Below are 19,675 nucleotides of genomic sequence, written 5' to 3'. Positions count from 1 at the left end.
GGCCAGGAGCAAAGATGACTTCTATCGTGATCAGTGGATCAGGCCTCTATACCCCGCCTTTTGCCGTCAGCAATGAAGCGTTGGTGACCGCCTTCAACCAGTATGTGGACCTCTACAACGAGGAAAATGCCTCCGCCATCGATGCGGGTCAGCTATCCGCCAAGCAGCACTCGAGCTGCGAATTCATCGAGAAGGCGTCCGGCATCAAGAGTCGCTATCTGGTGAGCAAGGAGGGGGTGCTGGACCCTGACATCATGCAGCCCTTGCTTCCCGAGCGGGCCGACGATCAGCCCTCCATCATGGTGGAGATGGCGGTTGCTGCCGCCGAGCAGGCGCTGATTGCCGCCGGCCGGGAGCCGGGTGAGATTGATCTGGTGATAGTGGCGGCTTCCAACATGCCAAGGCCCTATCCGGCGCTCTCCATCGAGTTGCAACACTATCTGGGGGCGAGCGGCATGGCCTTTGACATGAACGTGGCCTGCTCATCCGCTACCTTTGGCATCAAGACGGCGGTGGACATGCTGGCGGCAGGCACCGCCAAACTGGCGCTGGTAGTGAACCCGGAGATCTGCTCTGGGCACCTCAACTTTCGTGACAGGGACAGCCACTTCATCTTCGGCGATGCCTGTACCGCCGTGCTGCTGGAGCGGGAGGCCGATTGCAAGGTGGCCAACCCCTGGCAACTGGTGGCCAGCAAGCTTGTGACCCAGTACTCCAACAATATCCGCAACAACTTCGGATTTTTGAACCGGCTCAGTCCGCGTACCCGTCATGGGGATGACAAACTGTTCCGCCAGCAGGGGCGCAAGGTGTTCAAGGAGGTGCTGCCGCTGGTGTGCGATCAGATTGTCAGTCAGCTGGATGAGCAGGGCTGGACGGCGGACTCCTTGAGCCGACTCTGGCTGCATCAGGCCAACCTCACCATGAACCAGTTCATCGGCCGCAAGCTGCTGGGCCACGATGCCAGTCAGCAGGAGGCGCCCGTGATCCTCGACAGCTATGGCAATACCAGCTCGGCGGGCTCGGTCATCGCCTTCCACCTGTTTAACCAAGACCTGCCGAGCGGAGCCCGCGGCGTGCTCTGCTCCTTCGGCGCCGGCTATTCGATAGGGAGCCTGTTGTTGCAGCGCCTGTGAGCGTCACCATCCGGCTGCGGTAGCAAAAAACCACCTGAACGGGTGGTTTTTTTCATTGGTTGAGGCAGGTGGAGATCAGGCGGGCTCAATGGCCGACACCAGACAGTCGGGCTCTGTGATGCGAAAACGTACGTTGAGATCAAACAGCCTGACGCCGTACTCCTTTTCGTCCGGCTTGCCTTTCTTGTAGGCGGGGCGAGGGTCCTGAGCCAACACTTCGCTCACCAGCAGACGAAGCTCGGGGTGAGCCTTGAGCCAGGGTTGCAGCTGCAGCTCCGCTTCGGGGGTGAAGTTGACCACGAGAGGCGGGGTGGGGGCATCGGGGGCAAAGCCGCCACGGGCGTCCGGCAGACTGTCGGCATAGGGAATATAGGGCTTGATATCGACGACAGGAGTGCCATCCAGCAGATCCACGGCGCCGAGTTCCAGCCACAGTTTGCCACGCTCGCGACCAACACCGTGCAGCTCGACCACCGACAGGCCCAGCGGGTTGGGGCGGAAGGTGGAGCGGGTGGCAAAGACTCCGACCCGTTCGTTGCCGCCCAGGCGCGGCGGACGTACCGTCGGGTGCCAGCCCTGATCCATGGTCTGGTGAAACACAAAGCTTAGCCACAGATGGGAGAACTGCTCTATGCCGCGCAGCACGTCCGGTTGATCGTAAGGGGGCAGCAGCTCGAGGCGGGCGCGGGCCGATTTGACCAGACCGGGTTGGCGGGGGATGGCGAACTTCTCCTTGTAGGGAGAGCGGATGATCCCGAGGGTGTCGATTTCGAACTTCATGGCGGATCCTGACTGAAAACCCCGGCAATTTAGCACAGGCAGCCTCAAAACGCAGGCTCTGCCTCGCTACGCTCATTTCCCGCGTCCTGTCGTGATCCCCGTCCCATACCGGCACTCGGGGAGCTGTACCCCGGCACCAACTTGCGTAGGGTGAGGGCAGATGGAGCAGGGGATGGTATTCGCGCTCTGCTCTGTGGCGAAGGCGTTCAGATGGCGCCGGATTGGAGATACATGGATGAAATTGCTGATTATCGGTGGCACCGGCTTTCTGGGCCGCCACCTCACCACGCTGGCGTTGGACTGGGGGCACGAGGTGACGCTATTCAACCGGGGCCGGTATCAGCACCCGGACTGGCGTGACCTGGTTCAGCTCAACGGTGACAGGGACAAGGATCTGAGCCCCCTGCAAAGCCAAGGGTTGCGCTGGGATCTGGTCATAGACACCTGTTGCTACCGTCCCGAGCAGGCGGTGAGCCTCTCGGCAGCCCTGCTCGGGCGCTGCGAGCGGCTGATCTTTATCTCCACCATCAGCGTCTATCGCGACTTCGCACAGCGGGGGATGGATGAATCGGCACCGTTGCACGAGATTGTCGAGGGGGAATTGCCCACCGATTACGGTCCGCTGAAGGTACTGTGCGAAGCTGCGTATCGGGATCATTGGGGCGAGCGGCTCTGCATCCTGCGCCCCGGTGTCCTGTGCGGTCCCCATGATCACACGGGTCGCTTGGCCTGGTGGGTGAAACGGATACAGCAAGGGGGGCTCTGGTTGCTGCCGGGGGAGGGGCAGGATCGACTGCAATATCTGGATGTGCGCGACTGCGCCGAATTCGTGCTGCGCGCTGCCGAGCAGCAGCTGGGTGGCTGTTTCAATCTGCTCAAACCAGGCATTGCGCTGGTGGACTGGCTGGATCGCATCACCGCCAGGCTGGCGCCCGCCACACAATGGCAAGCACAGTGGCGCCCCTGGCCCGAGTTGCTGGCCGCCGGCGTCGAGCCCTGGCAGAGCTATCCCACGCTATTGCCAAACGAGCTGGCTGAGTATGCCGGCTATGGCCGCATCAGCGCCGAGGCTGCCATAGTGCAGGGGCTCAACTTTCGACCGCTGGAGGAGACGGTCGCCGATCTGATGCAATGGTTGATGGACAACGAGGGAGCCGTGGTGGCTGGTATGACTGCGGAGCAGGAGGCTGCGCTGCGTCGGCGCCTGCTGTAGGGCTTATTCTGTCTGAATGGTGATTGAAGTGAAAGAGGGCGTCTGTCGGGACGCCCTCTAGCGTAACTTGGCGCCGCAATTGACCAGCAGCTCTTGCAATATGCTGCGATGACAGCGAGACGCCTGCTCGCAGTAACAGCCCACCGACAGATTGGTGGTATGGGAGAGGGCAGCCAGCAGCGCCAGATCGTGGCGGGCACAGGGGGTGGCCATCTCGGCCTTGTACTGCTTGCAGAAAACGGCCCAGAGGGCAGGCGTATCGGCGGCCTGGCCCAGCTTCATGGTGTCGCTGCTGGGCGCCAGATTGGGAAACCAGACGTCATACCAATCCTGACTGGCAAATGCGTGCTTGGGCACACCACGGGGCGGGCGCCGCACTGTGCCGATACGCAACCCTTCACCTTCAAGACGAGGACTGCCGAGCCGGACTATGGCCAGGGCCATGGGGTATCCTTACTTCTCTTGTGCCACTTTGAGCGCCTGCCCGTAGCAGATCACCTGTTTCAGGCAGCCCGGAGTGTCACTGAACTCGGCGCATTTGTCGAAGGTGACGCCATTGCCACCCATGTCGGCCACGCGGCGACGCGCCAGGGTACGCGCTTCACCTGCGTTGGGCACCGGCTGCTTGGCATCGCTCTGGCAAGATTCCCCCTCGACGGTGCCGAGGTAGAGGTAGTTGAGGTCAGCCAGCTGGTTCTGTTCATAGATCTGAACGCCGCCCGGCTTGAAGTACTCGTCGAAGTTTTCCTTGTCCAGATTGCGGTTGAAGGAGAAGTCGGCGCAACCGGAGGCAATCAGGGGCATCATCAGGATCAGGCGTTTCATATCAGCATCTTTTTGAACTGTGAGGGCGGACATTATAGGGGCCAGTCGCTGCCTGCGACCAGCCCCAATTTTAGCTGTGAAGATGAGGTGTGACGGGGATCAGACAGGCTCCGCCGGCCTGTCTTAAAGGAGGGAGGTGTCCGCAGACGTATCCTCCCTCTTTCATTCTCAAGCCGGTGTCAGTCGCTCATAGAGGCTGCGATAGTGGTCGTCAGCCAGCAGATCATGATGAGGCGCACACAGACGGATCTGCCCCTCTTCCATCAGGGCAATACGGTCCATCTGCTCCAGCCCCAGCAAGCGGTGGGAGATGAGCAGCAGGGTGCGATCCGCCCCCAGCTTGAACAGCAGATCCATGATCTCCCGCTCGGTCTGGCTGTCGAGGCCCTCGGTCGGTTCATCCAGCAGCCAGAGCGGTGCATCGTGCAACAGGGCGCGGGCGATACCGATACGGCGTCGTTCGCCACCCGAGAGGGGGCGACCGCCATCTCCGAGCCAGGCATTCAACCCGGTGTCGCTGTGGCCCGCCTCATCCTCCAGCAGATGTGCCAGACCGACCTGGCTCAGCACCTCGGTCAGCTGCTCATCGCCGGCCCCGGGGGCGGCCAGTTTCAGGTTGTCGCGCAAGGTGGCGGCAAACAGATGAACCCGCTGGCTCACCACAGAGAGAGACGCGCGCAGCGCCCCTTCGCTGTAGTCCGTCAACGGCTTGCCATCGAGCAGGATCTTGCCCGCCTGCGGGCTCCATTCACGGGTCAGCAATCCCATCAGGGTGGACTTGCCGCAGCCGGTCTGGCCCAGCAGAGTCAGTTTTTCACCCGCCTGCAGTTGCAGGGTACAGCCACGCAGCACGGGATGCGGGTTGCCGGGATAGCCGAAATAGAGATCGCTTATCTGCAAGACGCCCTCTTTGGCATGCTGCTGCTCGTTCCCCCACTCGGGGGCCTTGGCCTCCTGCAGGATCTCGTTGAGGCGGCGAGCCGAAGTGAGGCTGGTGGAGAGGTGCTGGAAAGCACCCGCCAGCGGCAGCAGGGCCTCGAAGCTTGCCAGGGTGGCGAACACCATCAGCGCTGTGATGGGGTCAGGCGCCGCACCCGCCACGCCGTGACCGGCCAGCCAGAGCATCAGGGTGAGTGTCCAGCCGCTCAAGAGCTGCACGCTGGCATTGGCCAGTCCGCTCACCCTTGCCATACGGGCCTGGGCCGTCAGCAGGGCCTGTTCCGCCTGTTGCAGCTCGCTGAGCGCCTTGGGGGCTGCGGCAAACATCTGCAGTTCGGCCTGACCGTCCAGATAGTCCACCATGCGGGTGCGCATGGCCGATTTCTCCGCGATCAGCGCCTGACCGGGCTGGCGACCGAGGTAATAGAAGACCAGCGGCAGGGCAATCATGCCAAACAGCAGTATGGCGCCCAGAGTCAGAGCGAGGCCGCCATCGAAGAAGGAGAGGAATATGACCAGTCCGGTGCAACTGAGCAGGGCTGCGCCTATGGGAGTGACCAGCCGCAGATAGACGTGATCCATCGCATCGATGTCGGCCACCAGCCGGTTGAGCAGATCCGCCTGACGAAAACCGGCCAGGGTGCCGGTGGAGAGTGGCGAGAGCTTTTGCCAGAACCAGACTCGCAGCCGGGTCAGTACCCGGAAGGTAGCGTCATGGCTCACCACCCGCTCCCCCCAACGACCTGCGGTGCGGATGATGGAGAAGAAACGTACCCCGCCAGCCGGTGTCATGTAGTTGAAGGTATCGCGGCTGGCGACCGCCATTCCCGCCACTGCCGCGGCGGAAAGGAACCAGCCGGAGAGGGACAAGAGCCCCATCCCGGCCACCAGAGTGACCAGTGCCAGCAGCAGGCCCAGCGAGAGACTCAGCCAGTGCTGACGATAGAGGCGCAGAAACGGCAATAGATCAGTCATCGAGAGAACTCCCGGAACGATGGGACAACAGATTGGCGAAAGCCCCCTGGGCTTGGCTCAGTTGCTGGAAGCCGCCTTGCTCCACCAGTTGGCCACGGGCCAGCACCAAGATGTTATCCATCTTGGTGAGTTCATCCAGGCGGTGAGTGATCATCAGCAGAGTTTGACCTGCCGTCGCCTGTTCCAACGTGGTCATGATGGCACGCTCCGAGTGGCGATCCAGGCTGGCGGTGGGTTCATCCAGTACCATCAGTTGGGTCGATTTGAGCAGGGTGCGTGCCAGGGCGAGACGCTGTGCCTGACCGACCGAGAGACCGCCAGCCTGATCACCGACCGGATAGTCGAGTCCCTTCTCCATGGCAAACTCCCAGGCCTGAGCCCGCTTGAGGGCATCTTCCAGCTCGGCGTCGCTGGCAGATGGCTTGGCCAGCAGCAGGTTGTCGCGCAAGGAGGCGTGAAACAGCTGGGGATTCTGGGAGAGCCAGCCCAGTTGCAGTCGCCACTGACTCATGTCGAGACTGGCAAGCTCCTGCCCGTTGACCTTGAGCTCACCACGATAGGGAGCAAAGCCGAGCAGGGCATTGACCAGCGAGCTCTTGCCCGCGCCGCTGATCCCGATCAGTGCCGTGCGTGAACCGGCTGCCAGCGTGAAGTCGATAGGGCCGACCAGCACCTTGCCTTCGGCGCTCAGCACCTCCAGGGCACGGGCTTCTACCTTGACGGGGCTGTCGGCATGAAAGGAGGCATTGCCGGAGGCGGGCTCGCTGACCTCGGCTTCGAGGAATTCCAGCAACTGTTCGGCCGCGCCTATGGCTTGCGCTTTGGCATGGTAGTTAGCGCCCAGCTCGCGCAGCGGGGCATAGAATTCGGGGGCGAGGAACAGCACGAACAGGCCGGTAAACAGGGTGACCTTGGTGCCATAGTGGCCAAAATTCAGATGATCTATGTAGGAAAAGCCAAAATATACCGCGACCAGCGCCACCGAGAGGGCGGCGAAGAACTCCAGTACGGCGGTACTCAGAAACGCTAGACGGAGCACCTCCATGGTTCGCTCGCGAAAATCTTCCGACGCGTCGCGAATGGCGTCACCCTCCGCTCGGGTGCGCATGAAAAGTTGCAGGGTACGCAAGCCCTTGAGGCGATCGAGAAAGTGGCCGGAGAGACGGGCCAGTGCCTGGAAATTGCGGCGGTTGGCATCGGCGGCGCCCACACCCACCAGGATCATGAAGAAGGGAATGAGGGGGGCTGTGCCCAGCAGGATCAGGCCAGCCGCCCAGTTGACCGGGAACACGGCCACCAGGATCACCAGCGGAATAAAGACGGCAATGGCCATCTGCGGCAGATAGCGAGAGAAGAAATCCTGCATATTTTCAATCTGTTCCAGCAAGAGGCTGGCCCAGCTACCGGCAGGGCGGCGCTGTATATAGGCAGGACCGAGACGGCTGAGGCGAGTGAGCACCAGCTCGCGAATGGCCTGGCGCACAGCGCTGCCCGCCTTGAAACTGGCAACCTCGCGGCCATAGGCCAAAGTGGCCTTGATCAGGGTGACCAGCAGCAGGGTAATAAAGAGAGGAATGGATTGCTCCGGGGTTGCCCCCTCGATGATGAAGCCATGCAACAGGGTCGCCAGCAGCCAGGCCTGGGCGACCATCAAGATGCCCTGACCAAGGCCAAAGCCGATGGAGAGACCGATCCAGCGTCGGCCGTGGCTCGATTGGTTGCGCAACCAGCCATAAAGACGTTTTTGAGTTTTTTTATCCATTACCACCATCCTCGCGTCGAGTGGCGCAAGACTATCCTCGCCCCTCAGGCTTGGCAACCTTGTAAATTTCTGGTGTTGAAAATGTTTGATTGAAAAAACACCTTGCTGCTCATTAGTTGGTCGAACAGCTTGATTTATGGTAAAAAACACCATTGCGGTGATTGCGCTCAGCGGCAAAATGCATATAGTAGAGGCCCTGACGCGGGTGTAGTTCAATGGTAGAACGGTAGCTTCCCAAGCTGCATACGTGGGTTCGATTCCCATCACCCGCTCCAAATTTAGATGCAAAGCCTGCATCAATGCGGTAACTGCACAAGCCCACAGGCTGATTGCAAGGGGGTTGAACTCCCATCTCGCACTTGATTTTGATGTCCTGCGGGCATCGTATAATGGCTATTACCTCAGCCTTCCAAGCTGATGATGCGGGTTCGATTCCCGCTGCCCGCTCCAGCTTTCATGCAAAAAGCCCACTCCTGCGAGTGGGCTTTTTGTTTTGTGTTTGCGCTGGGCGATGGCAAACATCAGGCAGAGAAAAGGCGCCATGGGCGCCTCGTAAACTCACTCTGCAATGACGAAACGGGCTTATTCCTGCTCCAGCTCGCCACAGAAACGGTAGCCTTCGCCATGGATGGTGGCGATGATTTCAGGTGTGTCGTTGACGCTCTCGAAGTGCTTGCGAATGCGGCGGATGGTGACATCCACAGTGCGGTCATGGGGCTTGAGCTCACGACCTGTCATCTTCTTGAGCAGTTCTGCACGGGTCTGGATCTGGCCCGGGTTTTCGCAGAAGTGCAGCATGGCACGGAATTCTGAACGGGGCAGCTTGAACATGTCGCCAGCCGGGCTGACCAGTGCGCGGCTGTTGATGTCCAGTGCCCAGCCGTTGAACAGGTAGCGCTCAACCAGCTTCTTCTCTTCGCCGCCAGCGGCTACATTCATGGTGCGGCTCAGCAGATTGCGGGCACGAATGGTCAATTCACGGGGATTGAACGGCTTGGTGATGTAATCATCGGCGCCGATTTCCAGACCCAGGATCTTGTCCACTTCATTGTCACGACCGGTCAGGAACATCAGGGCGATGTTGTCATCTTCACGCAGCTCGCGCGCCAGCAGCAGGCCATTTTTGCCCGGCAGGTTGATGTCCATGATCACCAGATTGATGGTGTGGGCAGTGAGGGCTTGATGCATTTCGTCGCCATTATTGGCCTCGAGTACAACGTAGCCTTCGGCCTCGAAGATGCTTTTCAGGGTATTGCGGGTGACCAGTTCGTCTTCGACGATCAGAATGTGTGGTGTTTGCATGAGTATTCCCAGATTCTTATCAGTTAGTTATCTAAATTTTAACACTCTTTGGCGTTACCCGACCGGTCCTGAAAATTTATTACGTCATCCTGGGTATGAATGTCAGGTCGGATTATCGCGAATTTGGCATCAGCGTCGGCAAACATCCCTGTGCCACACGTGGGCTCTCAACAAGTCTGATCGAGAGAAGCCTGGAAAGGTAGTCCATTACAAAAGTGGCTGCATTTTATCAGTTAACAGGCGCATAACAACACTCTTTGCCGTCAGATAGCAACTTTTTAACTCTGGATTGATATAGGTCAAACCCTGAGTTCACAGCATGATACTTGGGGTTACCCCCATTTTCGCCCTTATAAAATGTAATGGAATGTAACATGTGGTTGACATGATTTTGTGGGAAAACTACAAAAAAATTTGTTTTATTGCACCATTTTTGGCACCTCAATGGCCTGTTTACGCCATTGTGACGGCCTGGAATCCAGCCAGCCGCGAGGTGGGAATACGTCGCAATACCCGCCGTCAGCGCGCCCTGTGGCGGGCTATCGCCGCGTCTCCCACCATGATGGCGCTGGGGCCATTGTGGGGCAGTGCTCCTGATGCAAGTTGGCGAGAATCATCGCTGGCGCTGGCTTCTTCTCGTGGTGAGGCCATCGATTTGGCAGCGCGTTTCGGCCAGAACGCCATCTATTGGGTGGAGCAGGGCGAGCTCTGGTTGCAGCCCGTGCTGATGAAAGGCGAACCACTCCATTTGGGCAAAATTGAATCCCACTGGATTGTCAGATCAACGGCTTGATGAAAGAATGAGCGAATTCATGTCCATGGAAGGAAGCTTATGATGCTGGATCTACTGCCCGACCTCTGTGATCAACACGGTGATGCCCTGCAAGTCGCCGATCCACTGTTTCACGATTTTGGTGGCAAGCCGCTGTTTTATGGCCAGGCGGTCACGCTTTCCTGTTATGAAGACAACAGCCTGGTGCGAGAGCTGGTCAACCGTCCCGGTCAGGGGAGGGTGATGGTGATTGATGGCGGCGGTTCGTTGCGCCGTGCTTTGCTCGGCGATCAGCTGGCCATCAAGGCGGCGGAGCAGGGTTGGGAGGGAATAGTGATCTTTGGCGCTGTGCGCGATGTGGGGACACTGGCAACCCTGGCGCTGGGGGTCAAGGCGTTGGCAGCTTGCCCGGTCAAAACAGAGAAGTTGGGTCAGGGAGAGCTGGATGCCGTGGTGTCGTTTGCCGGTGTGACCATACATCCGGGTGACTATGTTTACGCCGACCTCAACGGCGTACTGGTCAGTGCCACCCGGCTTATCTGATCGGTCAGAAGTTGAAGCCTACGCCCAGGCTGAGGGAGTGCTCAGTACTGAATGTACTCACGCCGTAGTTGGCCGTGATGGCGAGCTGCGGTGTAAGCAGCAGGCTGGTGTTGAGCTCCAGCAGTGTGCTGGCCTTGTGCACTTCCAGCTGTTTGAGCTGGCTGCCGATGTTCAATGTGGGGGAGAACTGGTAGCGCACCCCCGAGCTCAGGTTGTAGCCGGACTGTTCGCTGTGCGGGCCTATGGCCGGGCCCGCTTCCATGTAGAGGCTGACGTCATCCATGATCGGATATTGATAGCCGGTGTTGATGAGCCAGAGGTCGAAACTGTCGCTGTGATGAGTCTGGCTGTCGAGCAGCACGCCTGAGTAGCTTTTGACGTAGAGCTGGCTGTCAGCCTCGCTCTTGAGAAAATCCCAGTCGGCGGCCTGAGCGTTGAGGCTTAAGCATGAAACCAGTGTGACGATGAGTGATTTAACCATTCTTTTCCCCTCCCTGGGTCCGGAACAGGAATACAAGCATGGCACATGCCAGTTGGTAGTAAAGGGAACGGAGATCACAATAAAAGAGTTTTAATCTGCCTCGGTCTCGTGATAAACAGGCCACCATCATCACGTTCCTTCCCCTATTCCGCTTATATCAAGAGGTGAACCCATGAACAAGAAACTGACCCTGCTGGCCGCATTGGCTCTGGGAGGCTGCGCCATGACCACTGGTTCCAATCTGGCTGCGCTGCAAGCGTCTACCTGGCAACTGCAAGGTGCGAGCGATGATACCTTCACCCTGCAAGTAGCGGGTGACAAGGTGGCGGGCAAGGGCGGCTGCAACCGCTATTTTGGCGGTATCACCCAGCAGGGTGACGGCGTATTGACGCTGGGTGCCATGGGCTCGACCCGCATGATGTGCCCGGGTGATCTGGCTGGCAAAGAGATGATCTATCTGCAGCAACTGGAGAAGGTGGCGACCTTCAAGGTCAGCGGCAAGCAGTTGGTGCTGAGCGATGCCAACAAGGTTGCACTGCTCACTTTCGACGCCATGCCTGCGGCCAAATAACTGATATTTCTGTCAGAGGTTGTCGTAGCGTGAGCCGGCAGCTGCTATCAAAAAGGGACGCCGCGGCGTCCCTTTTTCAATACTGCGCCATAGCGTTGTGGCAAGACTCCCGGTTCTGCCGTCGCAATATGCATTGCATCTCAAGTTGGCAGCAAGGCGAGGCTCGCCTCTTCATCCCCCTCGCTGGAACTTGAAGCGCTTCTTGCGTCGATAGGGATAGACATCCTCGAACACCCCCACCTTGATGTTGCTCTGCAGCATCTTCCAGTAGTTGGCGTCGAACATCTCCTTGTGCAGCTGCATCATGATCTCCCGCACCTGGGGCTTTTGCAGCAGGAAGGTGGCGAACTCCTCGGGGAAGATGTCGTTGGGGGCCACCGAATACCAGGGCTCGGCGCTCCATTCATCTTCCGGGTAGCGGGGTGGCGGGATCTGGCGGAAGTTGCACTCCGTCATGTAGCAGATCTCGTCGTAGTCGTAGAAGACCACCCGGCCGTGGCGGGTGACGCCGAAGTTCTTGAACAGCATGTCTCCCGGGAAGATGTTGGCCGCCGCCAGCTGCTTGATGGCGTTGCCGTACTCCTCCAGCGCGAGCCGGGTCTGCTGCTCGTCCGCCTTGTCCAGATAGAGGTTGAGCGGGATCATCTTGCGCTCTGTGTAGAGGTGCTTGATCACCAGCTTGTCACTGGTGATGGTGAGCGCAGAGGGGGCCACCGTCTTGAGCTCTGCCAGGAGCTCGGGCGAGATGCGATCCAGGGGGAACTCGAAGTTGGTGAACTCCTGGGTATCGGCCATGCGGCCCACCCGATCGTGCTGTTTTACCAGCCGGTATTTCGCCCGCACCTGCTCGTGACTCACATCCTTGGGCGGGGTGAACTCGTCCTTTATCACCTTGAACACAACGTCGTAGGAGGGAAGGGTGAACACGCTCATCACCATTCCCTTGATGCCGGGGGCGATGACAAATTGTTCCCGGCTCTGGGCCAGGTGTTGCTGGTAGTGACGATAGAGCTCAGTCTTGCCGTGCTTCTGGCAGCCGATGGCGTTGTAGATCTCATAATCGGGCTTGTGGGGCATGATCTGGCGCAAAAACACCACAAACAGCGCCGGCACAGGGGCGTAGACCATGAAGTAGGCGCGGGCGAAGCCGAACACGATGGAGGCCAGCTCCGGCTCGAAGATGACGGTATCCACATAGATGCTCTGGCCTGTGCTGAGCAGCGGCAGAATGAAGGGGAACACCTGCCCCTTCACCCGAATAAGTCCCACCAGATAGGCGCCCTTGTTGCGGTAGAACACCTCTTTGAGCAGCTCGATGGCGAAGGGCTCTTCATGCAGGATCTGCGGGCCGTTCTCGGCAAGATGGCGGTGGATGTCGACAATGTCGCGCTGCTTGTCTTCATAGGGGAGGGTGAAGCTGTAATCCCCCAGCATCTGGCTCAGGGTCTGGGGCAGATGGGTGAGGTCAGTGCGATAGACCCGCAGCAGGGCGCTCAAGTCGGGATGCTCTCCCCGGCTGCGAAAGGGATGGATGTAGAGGTTCTCGTCGCGAATGTTGCGATGGCGGAAGATGCGGCGATAGACGGAGTTGAAGAAGGACTCCGCCACCTCGAAGTTGTCACAACGGGGCAGCAGATCACTGAAGGCGCCTTTCACCCGTTTGAGCAGCTCCTGAGTGGCGTGATGCTCCCCCATCATCTGCTTGATCAGGGCCGTGGTGGCGCCGACGTGGTGATCATAGAGGCGAATGCGCTCGCGTCCGGCCAGCTGTACTCCCAGCCAGTCACTGTTTTCGAAGCGGCTCTTGCTGCCCTGGGTTATTTCGAGAAACCGGCTGTAAAACGACTCGAAGCGTTGCAAGATCGTCTCGGCGACGGCCTGTTCCAATGGCTGCTGCATCTCTCTCTTCCTTGTGATGTGTCGGCTGGTATGGCGGCTGAGTCCGGGGCTGGTCTGTCGTCCTGTCCTTGCCCTGCAAGCGCTCAATCACTCACGGCATTCATGCCGGGAATGGCTGGCATTTTGTTCACACGTCTGGCCACTATGGCAACATTCAAACATCTGTTCAAGTGGCAATTTTTGGGGATAAACGGTAGATTGCGCCCCTGTTTTGCCGACGGTTTGCAGCCTGTTTCAGATGTCGGCCCAGCCCAAGAGGAAACCCAATGAAGCTCTATTTTGTACTGGTGGCACCTGCCCGGGCACCCAATGTCGGGGCCGCTGCCCGCGCCATGAAAACCATGGGCTTCGATGCCATGCGACTGGTGGCGAGCCGGGTACACGAAGAGGAGGAGGCGAGCTGGGTGGCCCATGGGGCGCAGGAGATTTTGACCCAGGCCGAGGCGTTCGACACCTTGCCGGAGGCGCTGGCCGATATGGATCTGGTGATCGCCACCACGGCCCGTCAGCGTGGCCGTTATCAGCACTACCTCACGCCGGGGGAAATTCGCGATCAAATCCGTGCCAAGCCGTCTCTAAACAAAGTCGCCATCGTGTTTGGCTGTGAAGAGTCAGGCCTTTCCAATGAGCAGCTGGCCCATGCGGATTTGCTGAGCTATCTGCCGCTCAAGGTGAGCTACCCGTCCCTGAACCTGGGGCAGGCGATCATGCTGTATGCCTACGAGATGAGCCAGTTGCTGGATGAGCCGCAAGCCGTAGCAGAAAATTTTGATAGTGTTGGACAGGTTCGCGTACTGAAACACAAAACAGCAGAAATACTTGGTGAACTCGGAGTTTCGCAGGATGAAAAACTGCATCAATGGGTGATGGACCGGGTGCCCATGCTGCCACAGCGGGATTTGAACATGCTGCACCTGCTCTGCAAAGACCTTGCTCGCCGATTTGGCAAAGAGGTTTAAGTTGACAGCCCAAGGCCAGCCGCGGTATTGCTAAAAGCCAGCTTCGTTCAAGAGTGTTCGTCATGCAGTTATTCACTAACGTCATCACTACCACCATTATTACCGGTACCACCACAGGTGGCACTGGGGCCGGTTGATGCGCTGACGAACAAGCACAGAAATCAGAAAAGGCCCGTACCCACCCAGTACGGGCCTTTTTGTTGGATTGGTTTTTAGATTGAATTTCATAGATTTACAGGGAGAGAAAGCGATGAGAGTGTTGAAGTTTGGCGGGTCGTCACTGGCCGATGCAGAGCGTTTTTTACGGGTAGCGGATATCGCGGTCAATACCCACGGCCAATCCCAGGTTGCCCTGGTGCTGTCGGCACCGGCCAAGGTGACCAATCACCTGGTCGCCCTGGTGGAGCAGACCAGTCGCGGCATGGATGCCAGTTCCACCCTGTTTGAAATCAACGGCATCTTCTCCCGCCTGCTGGCCGGGTTGAAGGCCGCCTATCCTGCGCTGGATGACAAGGCGCTGCAGGCCCGTCTCACCGCCGAGCTGGATCAGGTCGAGCGACTGATGCAGGGCATTCGTCTGCTGGGGCTCTGCCCGGACAACGTGCAGGCCCGCATTCTGAGCCGTGGCGAGAACCTTTCCATCGCCTTCATGCACGAGTTGCTGCGAGTGCGTGGCCTCGAGCTGGGTATCATAGTGCCGGAACAACTGCTGGTCACCGACGGCGGCTATCTGGAAGCCCATGTCGACATCGAAGCCTCCCGCCTGCGCTTTGCCGCCAAGGGGCTGCGTCCAGCTGTAGAGGGGCAGAGCCCCGCTGGAAAAGCGTCATGCCTCTACCTGATGCCGGGCTTCACCGGCGGCAGCGACAAGGGTGAAACCGTGTTGCTGGGTCGCAATGGCTCGGATTACTCAGCCGCCGTGCTGGCCGCCTGTGTCGATGCCGAATGCTGCGAGATCTGGACAGACGTGGAAGGTTGCTACAACTGTGACCCGCGCCTGGTGCCGGATGCCTATCTGCTGAAGACCCTCTCCTATAAAGAGGCGATGGAGCTCTCCTACTTCGGTGCCAAGGTGCTGCATCCGAAAACCATCGCCCCCGTGGCCCAGTTCCACATTCCCTGCCTCATCAAGAACAGCTTCAACCCGCAGGGGCCGGGCACCTTGATCGGCGTCGAGCAGGGGGATGATGACCTGAAAGTGAAGGCCATCTCGGATCTCTCCGGCATGTGCATGTTCAACGTCTCCGGTCCCGGCATGAAGGGCATGGTGGGCATGGCCGGCCGCATCTTCTCCGCCGTCTCCCGCGCCGGGGTCAGTATCGTCCTCATCACCCAGTCATCCTCCGAGTACAGCGTCAGCTTCTGTATCCACAGCTATGACCAGGAGAAGACCCGCAAGGTGCTGGAGCGCGAGTTCGAGCTCGAATTCAAGAACCAGCTGCTGGAGCCACTGGATATCATCAGCGATCTGGCGATCATCTCCCTGATCGGTGATGGCATGCGCACCAGCAAGGGGATGGCGGCGCGCTTCTTCACCTCCCTAGCGCAAGCCTCCATCAATATCGTCGCTATCGCCCAAGGGTCGAGCGAGCGTTCCATCTCCGCCGTGGTGCGGGATCGCAAGGTGGCGGAAGCCATCAAGGCCTGCCACCAGAACTTCTTCGGCAGCCAGCAGTTCATCGATCTGTTCGTGGTCGGTGTCGGCGGCGTTGGCGCAGCCCTGGTGGATCAGATTGCCCGCCAGCAGCCGGTATTGGCCGAGCAGGGCACAGGCCTGCGGGTGGTCGGCATCGCCAACAGCCGCCAGATGGCGGTCAACAAGGATGGACTGGCACTGGCCAACTGGCGTGAACAGCTGGTGGAAGCCCGTGACAGCTTCAGCCTGGAAGCGGTGCAAAAGCTGGTGGAAGAGAGCCACCTCATCAACCCGGTGATCGTCGATTGCACCTCGAGCGAGGCCGTCGCCGTTCAGTACGCCGACTTCCTGGCCGCCGGTTTCCATGTGGTCACCCCGAACAAGAAGGCCAACACAGGGTCGCTCGATTACTACAAGGCGCTGCGCCGCACCGCCCGCCAGACTCGCCGCAAGTTCCTGTACGAAACCAACGTGGGTGCTGGCCTGCCGGTCATCGAGAACCTGCAGAACCTGATCAAGGCCGGTGACAAGCTGCGCGCCTTCGACGGCGTGCTGTCCGGGTCGCTCTCCTTTATCTTTGGCAAGCTGGATGAGGGCATGGCCTTCTCCGAGGCGACCAAGATTGCCCGCGGCAACGGCTTCACCGAGCCGGATCCCCGCGATGATCTCAACGGCATGGATGTGGCGCGCAAGCTGCTCATTCTGGCCCGTGAAGCGGGCATGGCGCTGGAGCTCTCCGACGTGGAAGTGGAGCAGGCGCTGCCGCCGGGCTTTGACGTCAGCGGCGATGTGGAAGCCTTTATGGCCCGCCTGCCCGAAGCTGACGGCTGGTTCCGTGACCAGTTCGCGGCCGCCCAGCGTGAAGGCAAGGTGCTGCGCTATGTGGGCTCCATCGAAGGAGGCAAGTGCAAGGTCGCCATCAAGGCGGTCGGTGCCGACGAGCCCCTGTTCAAGGTAAAAGACGGGGAGAACGCGCTCGCCTTCTTCTCCACCTATTACCAGCCCATCCCGCTGGTGCTGCGCGGCTATGGCGCAGGGACCGAAGTGACCGCCGCCGGTGTCTTCGCCGACGTGCTGCGCACCCAGAACTGGAAGCAGGAGCTGTAACATGAGTTCAGCGATGAACCCCGATTTTGAACAAGATGCCATGGCGCAGGGCGGCAGCGTAGTTGCCTACGCTCCCGCTTCCAGCGCCAACCTGAGCGTGGGATTCGATGTACTGGGGGCGGCGCTCGCCCCTGTGGATGGCTCCCTGCTGGGCGATCGGGTGCAGGTGAAAGCGGCTGACGTAGCGTTTGCCCTCTCTTCCGTGGGCCGCTACGCCCACAAGTTGCCCGACGATCCGAAAAAGAACATCCTCTACGACTGCTGGGTTGCCTATGGCGAGGCGCTGGAGAAGCGTGGCCTGACCATGCAGCCGCTCGAAATGGTGCTGGAGAAGAACCTGCCGGTGGGCTCGGGTCTGGGTTCCAGCGCCTGCAGCGTGGTGGCCGCGCTGGAGGGGCTCAACGCCTTCCACGGCGCGCCCCTTAATGAGCACGACATGCTGCTGCTGATGGGGGAGATGGAAGGGCGCATCTCCGGCTCCGTCCACTACGACAACGTGGCTCCCTGCTATCTGGGCGGCATGCAGCTGGTGCTGGAAGAGCACGGCGTCATCAGTCAGGGCATTCCGGTGTTCGAGCAGTGGTACTGGGTGGTCTGCTACCCGGGCACAGTGGTCTCCACCGCCGCCGCCCGCGCAATCTTGCCTGCCCAATATCGCCGTCAGGATTGCCTCACCTACGGTCGTCGGCTGGCTGCCTTTGTCCACGCCAGCTACACCGGGCAAGAAGGGTTGGCCGCGAGCGTACTAAAAGACGTGATTGCCGAACCCTACCGCGCGGCGCTCATTGAAGGCTTTAACGAGGTGCGGGCTCAGGCGGCCCAGAACGGGGCGCTGGCCACCGGCATCTCCGGCTCAGGCCCCAGCGTCTTCGTGGTGATGAAGGATCTGGCCCAGGCCGAGCGCATGAAGGATTGGATGGACGCACATTTTGTGCAGAACGAAGATGGATTTGCCCGGGTCTGCAAACTGGACATGGCTGGGGCACGGGTAACAGGAAGCGAGCTATGAATCTTTACAATATCAAGGACAAGAGTGAACAGGTGAGCTTCGCGCAGGCGGTGCGTCAGGGGCTGGGTCGCGATCAGGGGCTCTTCTTCCCCGAGGTGATTGCGCCACTGGCCGATGTGGATGCCCTGCTGGATCTGCCGCTGGCCGAACGCTCTGCCCGCATCATCAACCACCTGCTGGGGGATGAAGTGCCCGCCGCCAAGGTAAGCGGGCTGATTAACGCCGCCTTCACCTTCCCGTCACCGCTGGTGAAGCTCAAGGATGGCACCTATGCCCTCGAGCTGTTCCACGGCCCGACCCTGGCATTCAAGGATTTTGGCGGCCGCTTTATGGCCCAGTGCCTCGCGACCTTCCGCACCAACGACAAGATCACCATACTCACCGCCACCTCCGGCGACACCGGCGCCGCCGTGGCTCACGCCTTCTACGGGCTGGAGGGGATCGAGGTGGTCATTCTCTACCCCAAGGGCAAGATAAGCCCCCTGCAGGAGAAGCTCTTCTGCACCCTGGGCGGCAATATCCGCACCATCGCCATCGATGGCGACTTCGATGCCTGTCAGGCGCTGGTGAAAGATGCCTTTGACGACGAAGCGCTGAAAAAGGCGATTGGCCTGAACTCCGCCAACTCCATCAACATCAGCCGCTTGCTGGCCCAGGTTTGCTACTACTTCGAAGCAGTGGCCCAGTTGCCCAAAGCCGACCGCGCCAAGGCGGTTATCAGCGTGCCGTCCGGCAACTTCGGCAACTTGACCGCAGGCCTGATTGCCAAGGCGCTGGGGTTGCCGGTGAAGCGCTTTATCGCCGCCACCAACGCCAACGACACAGTGCCGCGCTACCTGAAATCCGGTCAGTGGGAGCCACACCAGACAGTGGCGACCCTGTCGAATGCCATGGACGTGAGCCGCCCCAACAACTGGCCTAGGGTGGAAGAGCTGTGCCGCCGCGAAGGCTGGGCGCTGGAAACCTTGGGCTCCGGCATGCGTGACGACGCTCAGACCCGCGATGCCCTCAAACGCCTGCATCAGCTGGATTACCTGTGCGAGCCCCACGGCGCCATTGCCTGGGATCTGCTGGGCGAACAGCTGGCCGAGGACGAAGTAGGGGTGTTCCTGTGCACCGCCCATCCCGCCAAGTTCAAGGAGTCGGTGGACGAGATCCTGAGTCTCGATGTGCCGCTGCCCGGCCCGCTTGCCAAGCATGCTGAGCTGCCGCTGCTCTCCGTTAATTTGCCAGCGGAGTTTGCCCGGTTAAGGGCGTTTTTGGTGGGTTAAGCCGCTGAGCTGAGATAACCGATAGAAATAAAAATCCCCCGGTAACGGGGGATTTTTATTTCTGTAGAAGGAAAGGTGACTTAAGTTCGAGCGGCGGCTCGATAAGTCGTACAACAATCTGATCATGTTTCATACCGCCAGATCACTTAGGTGTCGGCGTTTTTTGAGTCTGCCTTTGTTGCTGGGGATTGAAATGTAGTATCGGTTGGAGGTGGATTAACTATTGGGGCATTTGAGCGTCAGCTTCATCCAATGCATCACGGCAGATATGAACATGCTGTAGTTGATCCTGACAGGACAATCGTCACTATCTTGTAGAGGCCGGTGTCAGCTGATAACTAAATAACTGAACCTAATAGGGCTACAACTTCGCTGTGCCATAGCCATTCCAGGGGAAAGGAGACACGGTATCCATGAAGTATTTCACTCGAGCCAGAAGGTTGGCCATCCCTCTGACATGATGATAGCGAGTGATGGTTTCATGTAACTTGTGCA

General features: G+C 59.5%; 17 protein-coding genes, 2 tRNA genes and 1 pseudogene. 11 read left to right on the top strand and 9 right to left on the bottom strand.

What is annotated here, in order from left to right; genetic code table 11:
• The first annotated feature begins 14 nt into the window (after window positions 1-14).
• Window positions 15-1,136 carry a beta-ketoacyl-ACP synthase III gene (locus AXW79_RS00890; RefSeq protein WP_005312379.1) on the top strand — a complete coding sequence of 374 codons (1,122 nt, stop codon included), beginning with the start codon at window positions 15-17 and terminating at the stop codon, window positions 1,134-1,136.
• 75 nt (window positions 1,137-1,211) lie between these two features.
• Here AXW79_RS00890 and tsaA read toward each other — a convergent pair whose 3' ends face one another.
• Window positions 1,212-1,916 (bottom strand): tRNA (N6-threonylcarbamoyladenosine(37)-N6)-methyltransferase TrmO, encoded by a 705-nt coding sequence (gene tsaA, locus AXW79_RS00885; protein ID WP_005312386.1) that lies wholly within the window; start codon window positions 1,914-1,916, stop codon window positions 1,212-1,214.
• Window positions 1,917-2,151: 235 nt separating this feature from the next.
• Here tsaA and AXW79_RS00880 point away from each other — a divergent pair, with 235 nt between their 5' ends.
• Window positions 2,152-3,129 (top strand): NAD-dependent epimerase/dehydratase family protein, encoded by a 978-nt coding sequence (locus AXW79_RS00880; RefSeq protein WP_005312388.1) that lies wholly within the window; start codon window positions 2,152-2,154, stop codon window positions 3,127-3,129.
• 57 nt (window positions 3,130-3,186) lie between these two features.
• On the opposite strand, the gene AXW79_RS00875 is transcribed toward AXW79_RS00880, so the two are convergent.
• From AXW79_RS00875 to cydD, 4 genes are all read right to left on the bottom strand, one after another.
• Window positions 3,187-3,573, bottom strand: a complete 387-nt coding sequence (locus AXW79_RS00875) for a DUF488 domain-containing protein (RefSeq protein WP_005312389.1) — start codon at window positions 3,571-3,573, stop codon at window positions 3,187-3,189.
• Between the two features lie 9 nt (window positions 3,574-3,582).
• A complete protein-coding gene (gene rcsF, locus AXW79_RS00870) occupies window positions 3,583-3,954 on the bottom strand; it encodes an Rcs stress response system protein RcsF (protein WP_005312392.1) in 372 nt (123 codons plus the stop codon).
• Between the two features lie 168 nt (window positions 3,955-4,122).
• Entirely contained in the window at window positions 4,123-5,868 is a 1,746-nt protein-coding gene (gene cydC, locus AXW79_RS00865; RefSeq protein ID WP_005312394.1) for a heme ABC transporter ATP-binding protein/permease CydC, read from the bottom strand.
• A complete protein-coding gene (cydD, locus tag AXW79_RS00860) occupies window positions 5,861-7,630 on the bottom strand; it encodes a heme ABC transporter permease/ATP-binding protein CydD (protein ID WP_005312396.1) in 1,770 nt (589 codons plus the stop codon). Before cydD ends, cydC begins: the two co-directional genes overlap by 8 nt.
• Before the next feature lie 201 nt (window positions 7,631-7,831).
• Here cydD and AXW79_RS00855 point away from each other — a divergent pair.
• A tRNA-Gly gene (locus AXW79_RS00855) sits at window positions 7,832-7,905 on the top strand.
• A 100-nt stretch (window positions 7,906-8,005) separates the two neighbouring features.
• Window positions 8,006-8,080: transfer RNA gene (locus AXW79_RS00850), tRNA-Gly, on the top strand.
• A 132-nt stretch (window positions 8,081-8,212) separates the two neighbouring features.
• On the opposite strand, the gene arcA is transcribed toward AXW79_RS00850, so the two are convergent.
• Window positions 8,213-8,932: a two-component system response regulator ArcA gene (gene arcA / locus AXW79_RS00845; RefSeq protein ID WP_005312398.1), complete on the bottom strand. Its 720-nt coding sequence runs from the start codon at window positions 8,930-8,932 to the stop codon at window positions 8,213-8,215.
• 376 nt (window positions 8,933-9,308) lie between these two features.
• Here arcA and AXW79_RS00840 point away from each other — a divergent pair, with 376 nt between their 5' ends.
• Entirely contained in the window at window positions 9,309-9,725 is a 417-nt protein-coding gene (locus AXW79_RS00840; RefSeq protein WP_005312400.1) for a DUF3293 domain-containing protein, read from the top strand.
• A gap of 42 nt (window positions 9,726-9,767) precedes the next feature.
• On the top strand, window positions 9,768-10,247 hold the full coding sequence (locus AXW79_RS00835; protein WP_005312402.1) for a putative 4-hydroxy-4-methyl-2-oxoglutarate aldolase: 480 nt from the start codon (window positions 9,768-9,770) through the stop codon (window positions 10,245-10,247).
• Window positions 10,248-10,251: 4 nt separating this feature from the next.
• On the opposite strand, the gene AXW79_RS00830 is transcribed toward AXW79_RS00835, so the two are convergent.
• Window positions 10,252-10,728, bottom strand: coding sequence for a hypothetical protein (locus AXW79_RS00830; RefSeq protein WP_005312407.1), 477 nt, complete (start codon window positions 10,726-10,728; stop codon window positions 10,252-10,254).
• Between the two features lie 172 nt (window positions 10,729-10,900).
• Here AXW79_RS00830 and AXW79_RS00825 point away from each other — a divergent pair, with 172 nt between their 5' ends.
• Window positions 10,901-11,299 (top strand): META domain-containing protein, encoded by a 399-nt coding sequence (locus AXW79_RS00825; RefSeq protein ID WP_005312410.1) that lies wholly within the window; start codon window positions 10,901-10,903, stop codon window positions 11,297-11,299.
• 171 nt (window positions 11,300-11,470) lie between these two features.
• Here AXW79_RS00825 and aceK read toward each other — a convergent pair whose 3' ends face one another.
• Window positions 11,471-13,198: a bifunctional isocitrate dehydrogenase kinase/phosphatase gene (gene aceK, locus AXW79_RS00820; RefSeq protein ID WP_005312414.1), complete on the bottom strand. Its 1,728-nt coding sequence runs from the start codon at window positions 13,196-13,198 to the stop codon at window positions 11,471-11,473.
• 266 nt (window positions 13,199-13,464) lie between these two features.
• On the opposite strand from aceK, the gene AXW79_RS00815 reads away from it, so the two are divergent.
• The 4 genes from AXW79_RS00815 to thrC all read left to right on the top strand — a co-directional run bounded on the left by AXW79_RS00815 (window position 13,465) and on the right by thrC (window position 19,180).
• On the top strand, window positions 13,465-14,157 hold the full coding sequence (locus tag AXW79_RS00815) for a tRNA/rRNA methyltransferase (RefSeq protein WP_005312418.1): 693 nt from the start codon (window positions 13,465-13,467) through the stop codon (window positions 14,155-14,157).
• A 250-nt stretch (window positions 14,158-14,407) separates the two neighbouring features.
• Window positions 14,408-16,900, top strand: coding sequence for a bifunctional aspartate kinase/homoserine dehydrogenase I (gene thrA, locus AXW79_RS00810; RefSeq protein ID WP_005312421.1), 2,493 nt, complete (start codon window positions 14,408-14,410; stop codon window positions 16,898-16,900).
• A gap of 40 nt (window positions 16,901-16,940) precedes the next feature.
• Window positions 16,941-17,909 (top strand): homoserine kinase, encoded by a 969-nt coding sequence (gene thrB / locus AXW79_RS00805; RefSeq protein WP_011898971.1) that lies wholly within the window; start codon window positions 16,941-16,943, stop codon window positions 17,907-17,909.
• A complete protein-coding gene (thrC, locus tag AXW79_RS00800; protein ID WP_005312426.1) occupies window positions 17,906-19,180 on the top strand; it encodes a threonine synthase in 1,275 nt (424 codons plus the stop codon). The genes thrB and thrC overlap by 4 nt, the downstream gene beginning before the upstream one ends.
• Before the next feature lie 361 nt (window positions 19,181-19,541).
• Here the strand turns inward: thrC and AXW79_RS22635 are convergent.
• A pseudogene (locus AXW79_RS22635) lies at window positions 19,542-19,675 on the bottom strand (IS630 family transposase); the annotation flags it as partial.

This window comes from Aeromonas salmonicida subsp. salmonicida (assembly GCF_001643305.1).
GTDB classification, from domain to species: domain Bacteria; phylum Pseudomonadota; class Gammaproteobacteria; order Enterobacterales; family Aeromonadaceae; genus Aeromonas; species Aeromonas salmonicida.
Note: the sequence above shows the minus strand (reverse complement) of the source record. Positions and strands in the feature narration are given on the sequence as shown.